Annotated in this window: 10 protein-coding genes; 7 read left to right on the top strand and 3 right to left on the bottom strand. The window is 46.6% G+C overall.

All coding sequences use genetic code 11. The features are described from left to right. The 3 genes from O9332_RS02950 to O9332_RS02940 form a co-directional block, all read left to right on the top strand. A partial coding sequence (locus tag O9332_RS02950; protein WP_288023565.1) for a hypothetical protein occupies positions 1–204 on the top strand: 204 nt, incomplete at its 5' end. Positions 205–221: 17 nt separating this feature from the next. Beyond that, on the top strand, positions 222–1,463 hold the full coding sequence (argJ, locus tag O9332_RS02945) for a bifunctional ornithine acetyltransferase/N-acetylglutamate synthase (protein WP_002759624.1): 1,242 nt from the start codon (positions 222–224) through the stop codon (positions 1,461–1,463). Positions 1,464–1,883: 420 nt separating this feature from the next. Further along, positions 1,884–3,224, top strand: coding sequence for a pentapeptide repeat-containing protein (locus O9332_RS02940; RefSeq protein ID WP_288023564.1), 1,341 nt, complete (start codon positions 1,884–1,886; stop codon positions 3,222–3,224). A gap of 74 nt (positions 3,225–3,298) precedes the next feature. On the opposite strand, the gene psbM is transcribed toward O9332_RS02940, so the two are convergent. Further along, complete coding sequence (gene psbM, locus O9332_RS02935; protein WP_002745897.1) at positions 3,299–3,406, bottom strand: photosystem II reaction center protein PsbM; 108 nt, start codon at positions 3,404–3,406, stop codon at positions 3,299–3,301. Between the two features lie 98 nt (positions 3,407–3,504). On the opposite strand from psbM, the gene O9332_RS02930 reads away from it, so the two are divergent. Further along, on the top strand, positions 3,505–3,822 hold the full coding sequence (locus O9332_RS02930) for a hypothetical protein (protein WP_288023562.1): 318 nt from the start codon (positions 3,505–3,507) through the stop codon (positions 3,820–3,822). Here O9332_RS02930 and O9332_RS02925 read toward each other — a convergent pair. Continuing rightward, the gene (locus tag O9332_RS02925) at positions 3,814–4,830 is read right to left on the bottom strand and encodes a thiamine phosphate synthase (protein ID WP_002758805.1); all 1,017 of its coding nucleotides are present in this window, start codon (positions 4,828–4,830) and stop codon (positions 3,814–3,816) included. The two genes, O9332_RS02930 and O9332_RS02925, sit on opposite strands and share 9 nt — an antisense overlap. Before the next feature lie 282 nt (positions 4,831–5,112). Next, the gene (locus O9332_RS02920) at positions 5,113–5,724 is read right to left on the bottom strand and encodes an IS607 family transposase (protein ID WP_012266923.1); all 612 of its coding nucleotides are present in this window, start codon (positions 5,722–5,724) and stop codon (positions 5,113–5,115) included. A 1,210-nt stretch (positions 5,725–6,934) separates the two neighbouring features. Between O9332_RS02920 and O9332_RS02915 the strand changes: the two genes are divergently transcribed. The 3 genes from O9332_RS02915 to hisIE all read left to right on the top strand — a co-directional run bounded on the left by O9332_RS02915 (position 6,935) and on the right by hisIE (position 9,943). Continuing rightward, positions 6,935–7,639, top strand: coding sequence for a PEP-CTERM sorting domain-containing protein (locus O9332_RS02915; RefSeq protein WP_288023560.1), 705 nt, complete (start codon positions 6,935–6,937; stop codon positions 7,637–7,639). A 251-nt stretch (positions 7,640–7,890) separates the two neighbouring features. Beyond that, a complete protein-coding gene (locus O9332_RS02910; RefSeq protein ID WP_002758800.1) occupies positions 7,891–8,772 on the top strand; it encodes a glycosyltransferase family 2 protein in 882 nt (293 codons plus the stop codon). A gap of 535 nt (positions 8,773–9,307) precedes the next feature. Further along, a complete protein-coding gene (gene hisIE, locus O9332_RS02905) occupies positions 9,308–9,943 on the top strand; it encodes a bifunctional phosphoribosyl-AMP cyclohydrolase/phosphoribosyl-ATP diphosphatase HisIE (protein WP_002764104.1) in 636 nt (211 codons plus the stop codon). Positions 9,944–10,253: the final 310 nt, after the last annotated feature.

Here is a 10,253-nt window from a genome sequence, read left to right as displayed (position 1 = left end):
GTAGCTCAGCATCCCTATAAAACTCAAATCTTGGACTTCCATTCCTGCAAAACCCAATGGGCAACTCGTTCACTCTATTTTGAGGGACAGAAGCGAAATCAATTCTGTATCCTACACTACCGTTTGAATTTGGAATTGCTGCAACGGTCAAACCCTTTGCTACTTTTTGGCTTTTTACTTGCTATAATCGATCGTCGAATTTGAGTAGGAGACGGGAGAAAATGGCCGATTGGCAGGAAATAGAGGGGGGGATCACGGCCCCAAAAGGATTTAAATCCGCAGGGATGGCCGCAGGGCTAAAACCGTCCGGTTTGCCCGATTTAGCCCTAATTGTCTCGGAAACAGAAGCGATCGCCGCCGGAGTCTTTACCACCAGTCAAGTGCGGGCCGCTTGCGTCGATTATTGCCGTCAACGCCTACAAACTAAAGCCAGCGCCAGGGCGATTTTGTGTAATGCCGGCCAAGCAAACGCCGCCACGGGGGAAGCTGGATGGCAAGATGCTCTCGATAGTGCCGCCGCCTTGAGCCAAGTTTTAGGGATTCCCGCCGATGCAATTTTGCTGGCATCTACGGGAGTGATCGGGCAACGGATTCGCATGGATGCGTTAACCGCCGCTTTACCGACCTTAGCGGGTTTATTGTCGGAAAATGGCGGCGAAAGCACGGCCCGGGCGATTATGACCACGGATCTAGTCCCCAAATCGATCGCCTTGCAAACCACCATCGATGGTCGTCCGGTCACAATTGGGGGAATTGCCAAGGGATCGGGGATGATTCACCCGAATATGGCGACGATGCTCTCCTTTATTACCTGTGATGCTGCAGTATCGACGGTTCTCTGGCAAAATATGTTAAGTCGGGCGGCTAATAAAAGTTTTAATCAGATTACGGTGGATGGGGACACCAGTACCAATGACAGTCTGATCGCCTTGGCTAACGGTCAATCGCGCACCACGGCGATCACAGAAATGGGCCGGGATGCCCAAAAGTTAGAGGCCATGTTAACGGAAGTTTGTCAATACCTGGCCAAAGCGATCGCCCGGGATGGGGAAGGAGCCACCTGTTTAATAGAAGTGCGGGTTTCGGGGGCGGCCGATGATCAGTCCGCTCGTCAGATTGCTCGCACCATTGCCGGTTCTTCCTTAGTAAAATCGGCGGTTTTCGGTCGAGATCCCAACTGGGGACGAATTGCGGCGGCCGCGGGCCGGGCCGGGGTTGTCTTCCATCAAGAGGATCTGCAAATTAAGTTAGGCGACTTCGTGATGATGGAAAATGGCCAACCTCTGGCGTTCGATCGAGCTAGTGCCAGTAATTACCTGAAAGCGGCAGCAAGCGGGGCTTATTTACGAGAAGATACCGTTTTAATGTCTATCTGTATCGGTAACGGTTCGGGAACAGGTACGGCCTGGGGTTGCGATCTTAGTTACGATTACGTCAAAATTAACGCCGAGTACACCACTTAAAGCGATCAATCGGTTCTGTAAACAGGCTCTCTTGTCCTTGCTGGATTGTAGCCCAACAGCTTGATCAAAGGTTGACGTTAGGCTCTAGTCTATACCGACAATCTCGATGATCGATCCTGTTGATTACACAGCATCCGAGAGAGCCGATTACCCGATTAACAGATAAACTTTAATGGTTGGATTGTAAGTAGCTGGTTATAATTAAATTAAAAATGGATTTTAGGTTCGATCCCCCCTGCCCCCCTTGATAAGGGGGGTGCCGATCCCCCCTTAGTCCCCCCTTAATCCCCCCTTAATAAGGGGGGCATCTGACAACTTTTAACGCCTACCTACTTACTTCTTTTCAACCGGTCTCGAAAACAGTTTTGTCAGTCCCTCAGTCCCTTGGCAAAATCCATCTATTGGCGGGGAAAACGCTGCATGGTTCCGAAAAAATCACCACGAATTCCTTTAGAATTGCACCAGATCAAGGCTTACGAGTTTTATCAAAAACGGCTGGCATCGGGTAAAGAAGGCAATGAGATAGATGACTGGCAGCAAGCGAAAGAATATTTGAGCCAACATCCCAGAGCGATTCTTGCTTGGAATCTAAAAATGCCCTATCGCGGGGGAAAAAGGCTAATTAAAAGATTGTTGCTATCGCTCCAGTCTCTTGTCAGAGTTGCTTGGAAACTGCTAATCTTTCCCTTCTGGCTATTTCAGCAAATACCGGGGCTTTTTGCCCGTGAAGACAAAGACAGCCGCACCTTTGCCATTGATGTGGTCAAAACGATTATTTCTGCCCTGGGATTAATTGCTACCCTTTTGGCAGGAATTGGGCTTATTGTCAATTATTTCAATTCTCAAGCGGAAATGCAACTGACTCAGCAACGTCTGATTACCGAGCGCTTCTCGAAAGCTGTCGAGCAAATCGGTAGTGGTAAAGAGGAGGTGGTAATTGGCGGCATTTATTCCCTAGAGCGAATTGCCAAAGATTCTCCCAAGGATCAATGGACAATTATGGAAGTGCTGACTTCCTACATTCGTAAAAATTCCCCCATTCCCTCGAATATTCAACAACTGAAGCCAGAGGCAGAGGAAAGAGAGAAGACCCCAGAAAAGCTCCCTTCCGTGAGTATTCCAGTTCAGGCCGCTTTAACGGTAATCGGGCGGCGTAAAGGGGATAATTTGGCTGAAACAACTGACTCTAATAAAATTAAAATTCTTGATTTAAGTCGGACAAATTTGAGGGGAGCCAACCTCAACCGAGCCAACCTCAACCGAGCCAACCTCGACGGAGCCAAGCTCATCGGAGCCAACCTCATCGGAGCCTTCCTCAACGGAGCCAACCTCAACGGAGCCAACCTCAACGGAGCCAACCTCATCGGAGCCAACCTCATCGGAGCCAACCTCAACGGAGCCAACCTCAACGGAGCCTTCCTCAAGGGAGCCAACCTCATCGGAGCCTTCCTCGAAGAAGCCAACCTCAACGGAGCCAACCTCAACGGAGCCTTCCTCAACGGAGCCGAGGGTCTTAATCCAGAACAAATTAAATCGGCCTGCTTTTGGGAAAAAGCAATATACACGGAAGCCAAGTGGGATGAAGATAAACAATTATGGGTGGTTGCTGACCGGGAAGCCAATCAACGAGAAATCGAGAAACTCAAAAGGGACAAAAACTCAGATCCGCCAAATCCGAGGCTCTTCTCGGCTTTGTGTGATAATTTTTGCTTATGGAATCGTGAAATGCTTACTGGAGACGAAACTAGCATTTTCCCCTAATTGAAGCGAAAAAACCCCGCATGACTTCAAGAAATCACCGGGGTTTTTAGGAAAAATAGGGATAGGGAAGGAATTTAACCCTCGGTTTCCTCTCTGGTTTGGATAAACAGAATCAAGAGGAAAACCGTGGGGACTAGGACGAATAGGATACTAGCGATAAAGCCGAGATTATTTACCTGCATGAGTTAACTCCCTTAAGTGACAACGGATTTGCATTAAAGATTAACTCCTAGAATATCATCCCAGAGGGCGTTGCTGATTTGAGAGGGGAAGTGGGGAAGTGGCAGAAAGTTCCGAGGTTTCCTTCCCCACACCCCACACCCTACACCCTACACCCCACACCCCACACCCTACACCCCACACCCCACACCCCACACCCTACACCCTACACCCCACACCCCACACCCTACACCCCACACCCCACACCCTACACCCTACACCCTACACCCCACACCCTACACCCCACACCCCACACCCTACACCCCACACCCTACACCCTACACCCCACACCCTACACCCTACACCCCACACCCCACACCCTACACCCCACACCCTACACCCCACACCCTACACCCCACTTCCCACTTCCCTACTTTAATTGGTTTAATAATTGTTGTGTCACCACATCGGGATGCTGCGCTTCCATGATGGCCCGGACTACAGCTACCTGTTGCGCTCCTGCCTCTAAAACCTCTTTAATGTTACTACTATCAATACCACCGATCGCAAACCAGGGTAAAGGGCAATTTTCCCGCGCATAACGGACATATTCCAATCCTGCCGGGGTTTTTCCTGCTTTGGTGGGGGTGGCATAAACCGGCCCGACTCCCACATAATCGGCCTTTTCTTGGATTGCTTTGGCCATCTCTTGGGGATTAGTGGTGGACCGGCCGATAATTGCCGTTGGGCCGAGAAATTGCCGCGCTAGGGAAATCGGTACATCCTGTTGACCGAGATGAACACCATCGGCATGAATGGCCTGAGCAATATCGACGCGATCGTTCATAATAAACAAAGCATCGTAACGGTGGCATAACTCACACAGTTTAGCGGCTTCTTCTAAACGAATGGTATCAGCGGCGGTTTTATGGCGGTACTGCACCAATTTTAACCCCCCTTTTAGGGCTAATTCGACGATTTCTAGCAGATTTTCGGCAGGAGAAGTGACTAGATAGAGGGGAGATGCTTGCAGTTTTTCCAGAGGTGGCGAGATTAATAGTTTACTCTCTAGCTGATAAACCCGATAGCGCAGCTGTTTACAGGCTATCCCTAGCTCCAGATCATAGAGTTTACCGTATTCTTCTAAAACCCTAAAAGCCTCCTGTACGCGAGCGAGATTGGCCTGCAGCAGTCCCTCGACAGTCTCCCGGATTTCTTCCCTGGGATGGCTTAAATCCCTGCCGATATCGCCGGCCGTGTCCCGATGTCGTTTAAGATCGATCGAGTGCCAACTAGCTAATTGATGGCGCATTTCTTTACATTCTTGGGCTAAATCGGGATTATCTAAGCCAAAACGACACCATTCTTCGATAATTCGCAGTCCTTCTCTGGCGCGGTCAAGGTTAGCATCGAGAATCCGTTTAATCGCCGTGGTTTCTAGTTTCATTTGCCGTTAATGTGGATGTCAATATAGCCGTCAGCCAATTTGATCCCCCTCAATCCAGCTTGGAAAAGGGAACTTTCCTGGTTTTCCCCCTTTTTTTAAGGGGGGCAAGGGGTAGGGTTGATTCATGAATCAACCCTACCTTGAATCAACCCTAGGGCAAGGGGGGATCATATTCTCTTTATCATCTCAAATATTACTATTCTTGGCCCTGGTTCGGGGAACAGTAGAGGCGGCATCAGACAGCCAACAAAGAGGGATAAGAAACCCAGGCCAAGGATAATTTTAAGCCACACGGACATCCTTAAACGCCCCTAGGTATTCTAGTAATTGCTGATGAGCCGGGTTATGTAGTGGGTAGAGATGATCGTAACAGATGGTGATGAGGGCTTGCAGATCGTCCACTAAATCTTCATCTGCAATGGATTCCTGGGTTTGATTGAGGATAATGACTTGGATTTTGAAGAGACGGCACAAACCCAAAATAAAATCATGACAAAAGAGACTAATAGTTTCCGCATGGGTTAAAACTAGAGATTTCACCTCACCCTGACAAATCATCTTCACTAGACGCATAAAATTAGGGTGATTGTGGCTGACTCCGTCGCCGATATCGGTGAGAATTTCAAAGGGTTGACCCTGCTGATGGCAAAATTCTTCTAACGCTTTTATCTGGGTGTCTAATTGGGGTTTTTGTTCAGGTCGATTAACACGAGCATAGCCAATAATCAATGGGGTTGCTTGACCAGATTGTAAGAGATCTTCCGGTCGAAATCGGCGATGACCGCCGCGGGTACGAATTGAGACAATTTTACCCTGTTGTTCCCAGCGCCGGAGGGTTTTAATGCTAACTCCGAGTAAATCGGAAGCTTCTCGAATAGTGATGAGGGTATTCATATATATAAGCTGTTAAGTAGGGTTTGCGGCAAAAAGTTTGTTGGTGGGGCTAGGAGACAGGAGACAGGAGACAGCTTTTGTGTATTCTCCCCACTTGCCACTTGCCACTTTTAAGTCAGGAGTCAGTAAGAATTGCGGCAATTTACATTTCTTAAGATAGACAACAGAATTTATGTCCGACTACTTAACTTAACCCAGTTTTAATTAAAGAAATTTCTCGAGAGAGAATCGTCCAACTTTAGACAGTCAGTTGTCCACTTTTATACTGCCATTGCCCTACGCTGGTAACTATAGATGATTTAGGAAAATTAGTCATACCTCTTTAGATAGAGATATTCAACGGGATTTTTGGTCTTTCTAAAACCTGAGTTTGTCCGGGGGTTTTGGGGTGACATTTTTGTGGGAGCAAAAGGAAGTTACTGTAGGGATGAATTGCCTTCCCCCCGTTTTCCCCGTTAGGGAGTTGATTGCCATCGAACTCCAGTTTTGACTGTCAAGACTGTTAAGTTTTATACATTGTACCTCTCTTGATTAAGTTTTGTAAAGAATTGAGAGATTTTTTTTAAGTAGGGTTTGCGGCAAAAAGTTTTTCAGCAAACCCTAGGTACTGTCGAAAAATAATTTTGGTTCTTCGGTTTGTCTTATGCAACGTACAGGATTATAAGGAATGAAACCCTTATAGAGAAAGACATTTGGCGATTTTTGTCAATTGTTTGCGATCTGGAGCGAACTAATCAATTAAATCTCTTGCCAGATAAGGATTGAGTCGATTTATGCCCCCCTATCGAACCATACCAAGTCCCGAAGAGCCATAATTTTCTAAAACACAGGGTAAGCGAAGCGCATCTTAACAATCCTTAACAAAATGAACTTGATTTATGTGAGTTGCTTACCCAGAGGGTGATTCAGGCATATTTGAGGAGAATTTGCCATCTCAATTGTTAAGCAAAAATCGACCAAATGTTAAGAGTTCCTAACTGTTTTAATTGACTGGTATCGCTTGAAATGCCCACACAGCAAGGGGATGACCAAATTGGTCAATGGTCAATAGCGTTTGAGATGGGCTCACCCTATTCTAAAACACTTGTTTTTTTTGAAAAGTTTTGCTATAATTCTGTCAAGTCGCAAAAAAAGTTATCAGCGAGCTTAACGCTTGCTTAACTTCTTTTGATGGCTATAGTACACACAATTAACGATGCATAATTCAGTTATGATGACAACCAACAAATTAACCAAAATCCTTTCTGGTGTAGCCACCCTCGGTATCGCCACCGCTATCGCCGCTCCTGCTCAAGCTGCCACTTTTACCGTTCCAATCGTTGCAGGCGGGGGTATGGTCGATACTGTGCTTGTCAATACTGGGTCAGGGTATGGTCTTTCTATTGGCGGTATGGTCTATGATTCCGTTGTGGTAGGCGACAAAGTGTTCTCCGATTTCAGCGTTGTTGCCCAAGTTGCTGCCGGCGATGGCCTATCATTCATCCTCAATGGCGGTGTTTGGACTGTACAATACAATCCAGCGGGCATGGGTCGTAATCAAGGTCAATTGCACTACCAAGTCGCTATTACCGACCCCACGATGTATTTCGACGATGTTTTATTCGATACAGATATATCTGGAGTCGGGACGTATAAGGCTAGCAAGGAGATTAAAACCCTGGCAGGTGCTTCGCTTCTAACCCTAGAATCCGTAAACGGCGCTGAGGCCATGGGCAGTATTGCGAGTGACATGGTTCAAAGCATCAAAGTGATCGATACATATGGGATCGACAGCACTGGTACTGCTACTCTGCTGCAATCTTCCACTAACGACTTCACTCAATTTGGTACCAAAGTCCCCGAACCGGGTACTATCCTCGGACTTCTGGCAGTGGGTGGTTTAGGAATGGTTTCCCGCTTCAAGAAACAAAAATAACAGTTACCAATGTCTTGCACACATTGATAACTGTGACGTTGAACAAGAATAGCTAAAGGTTAGATGCCCTGTTTGGTTTTCTAGCTTTTAGCTTTCCCTGTAAGTATTGATTCTAACGCGAATAGGGGATAGGGGATAGGGAAATAGGGAGATGGGGAAATAGGGAGATGGGGAAATTTCACCTAAATTCCCCACTACCCCAACACCCCAACCCCCAACCCCCAACCTCCATCACCCTATAAAAATCGCCCATGTTCTCTATCTACATCCTTACCCATAACGAAGAAATCGATATCGCCGCCTGCATTGAATCGGCACAACTGTCTGATGATATTATTGTGGTGGATTCCTTTAGTAACGATCGCACTGTAGAAATTGCCCAACGTTATCCCGTCCGTGTCATCCAACACGCTTTTGAAAGTCACGGAGAACAACGCAGCTGGATGTTACGTTCCATTCCCACTAAACACGAATGGGTGTATATTTTAGAGGCTGATGAACGGATGACCCCGGAGTTATTCCGAGAATGTTTACAGGTAATAAAATCCCCAGATAATGTGGGTTATTATGCGGCCGAAAGAGTGATGTTTATGGGAACATGGATTCGTCACAGTACCCAGTATCCCCGCTATCAATTGCGTTTATTGAAAAAAGGACAGGTCTGGTTTTCCGATTATGGTCACACGGAAAGAGAAGTTTGTCTGGGAGCAACCGGTTTTCTGCAAGAAACCTATCCCCATTACACCTGTAGTAAAGGTTTAAGTCGCTGGATAGAAAAACACAATCGTTATTCTAGCGATGAAGCAAGAGAAACTCTCTCTCAATTGGAAAATGGTGCGGTGAAATGGTGGGATTTATTCTTTGGTGATAACGAAGTGGCCAGAAGACGCGCTTTAAAAGATTTATCCCTGCGTTTACCCTGTCGTCCCCTCTTGCGTTGGTTGTATATGTACTTTATTTTAGGGGGAATCCGGGACGGAAAAGCCGGTTTTGCTTGGTGTACATTACAGGCTTTTTATGAGTATTTAATTCTTTTGAAAGCTGAAGAAATCAAAACTGGGAATTTTACCGTTAATGATCAGATTATCATTGAATCGGAACAAGCGATCGAGGTGACATCCGATTGTTGTTAAGCTAAGACGCATTTAAACCGCTTATTCTTAGATTAGCCAAACCTCTCTCACCCCCCCCGATGTCGGGGGGGCATGGGGGGGGGGGGGGTTGGGGTAGGGTCGTTTCATTCTCTCAAATGTCATTCTCTCAAATCCTTATCTGGCAACGTTTTTAGTCGATTTCTTGGAATAAATATCTGAAAATTTTTAAAAACGTCGTGCTTTGCTTGCCTCATAAGCGATTAAAGGTAGCAAAAAAAAGAATTAGATTCGGAGAATGAATCAGCCCTAGGGGGCAGGGGGGATCCCCCCGCCTATCGGCACCCCCCTTATCAAGGGGGGCAGGGGGGATCGAACCTAAAATCCATTTTTAATTTAATTATAACCAGCTACTTAACTGGTCGGACGGAAATTTTCTTGTCTATCTTAAGAAATGTAAACTTTCCTCACTCACGGTTAATGTAATTTTCTGCGGCCATTTAGGGGAATTCCTCAAGGCTATATAATTAAGCTTTGGGTAATTTATCCCAGCATAATTCTTGACCGCAAAAAACTGATGTCCTCTTTACTCTCCGCTATTCCCCTCGACGCGATCGCTTATAATCCCCAGGGTTTAGTACCGGCGATCGCTCAAGACTATCTTGATGCTACAGTGTTAATGATGGCCTGGATGAATCGGGAATCCCTCGAAAAAACCCTCACCACTGGGGAAGCATGGTATTGGAGTCGTTCTCGTCAAGAATTATGGCACAAGGGCGCTACTTCTGGCCATATCCAAAAGGTGCGTCAAATTCGCTACGATTGCGATAGTGATGCTATCTTACTGACTATTGAGCAAATCGGTGATATCGCCTGTCATACCGGCGAAAGAAGCTGTTTTCACCAGGTAAATTGGCAAAAATCACCGCCAGCAGCCGATACTCTCTCGGAATTGTTTAAGGTAATTTGCGATCGCAGAGACGATCCTCATCCGGAATCCTACACCTGTAAACTTTTGGCCGGGGGAGATAACAAAATTCTCAAGAAAATCGGCGAAGAATCGGCAGAAGTGGTCATGGCCTGCAAAGATAATGATGGCGATGCTATTGCCTCAGAAGTGGCCGATCTTTTTTATCATACCCTCGTCGCTCTCGCCCATCATCAAGTCCCCCTGCGAGATGTCTATAAAAAACTGCAAGACCGGCGCCGGTAATCAGTTATCAGTTATCAGTAATCAGTTATCAGTTATCAGATTTGAGTTTTAAGTGGGTGGGTGGAATTAAATATAAGATGAACGTAGGTTGGGTTGAAGCATGAAACCCAACGCCCGATTATGTTACGCTACCGCTAACCCATCCTACAAATAATTGTGCCTCCCTACTTAGGGTTTGCTGAAAAAGTTTTTCCTGGGGGCAGGGTGTGGGGTGTGGGGTGTGGGGTGTGGGGTTTTACCAGTTTTGAGGTGGCCAATTACCTAATTTTCAGGGAAAAAGTGCCTAAATTTCCCCCCGATCACTCCCAGA

It is taken from the genome of Microcystis sp. LE19-10.1B (assembly GCF_027530565.1).
GTDB lineage: Bacteria > Cyanobacteriota > Cyanobacteriia > Cyanobacteriales > Microcystaceae > Microcystis > Microcystis aeruginosa.
The sequence above is the reverse complement of the archived record's forward strand: the minus strand, read 5'-3'. Positions and strand labels throughout refer to the sequence as shown.

Coding starts and splice junctions, on each gene's coding strand:
- argJ (WP_002759624.1), top strand. CDS start 222: ATGGCCGATTGGCAGGAAATAGAGGGGGGGATCACGGCCCCAAAAGGA.
- O9332_RS02940 (WP_288023564.1), top strand. CDS start 1,884: ATGGTTCCGAAAAAATCACCACGAATTCCTTTAGAATTGCACCAGATC.
- psbM (WP_002745897.1), bottom strand. CDS start 3,406: ATGCAGGTAAATAATCTCGGCTTTATCGCTAGTATCCTATTCGTCCTA.
- O9332_RS02925 (WP_002758805.1), bottom strand. CDS start 4,830: ATGAAACTAGAAACCACGGCGATTAAACGGATTCTCGATGCTAACCTT.
- O9332_RS02920 (WP_012266923.1), bottom strand. CDS start 5,724: ATGAATACCCTCATCACTATTCGAGAAGCTTCCGATTTACTCGGAGTT.
- O9332_RS02915 (WP_288023560.1), top strand. CDS start 6,935: ATGATGACAACCAACAAATTAACCAAAATCCTTTCTGGTGTAGCCACC.
- O9332_RS02910 (WP_002758800.1), top strand. CDS start 7,891: ATGTTCTCTATCTACATCCTTACCCATAACGAAGAAATCGATATCGCC.
- hisIE (WP_002764104.1), top strand. CDS start 9,308: ATGTCCTCTTTACTCTCCGCTATTCCCCTCGACGCGATCGCTTATAAT.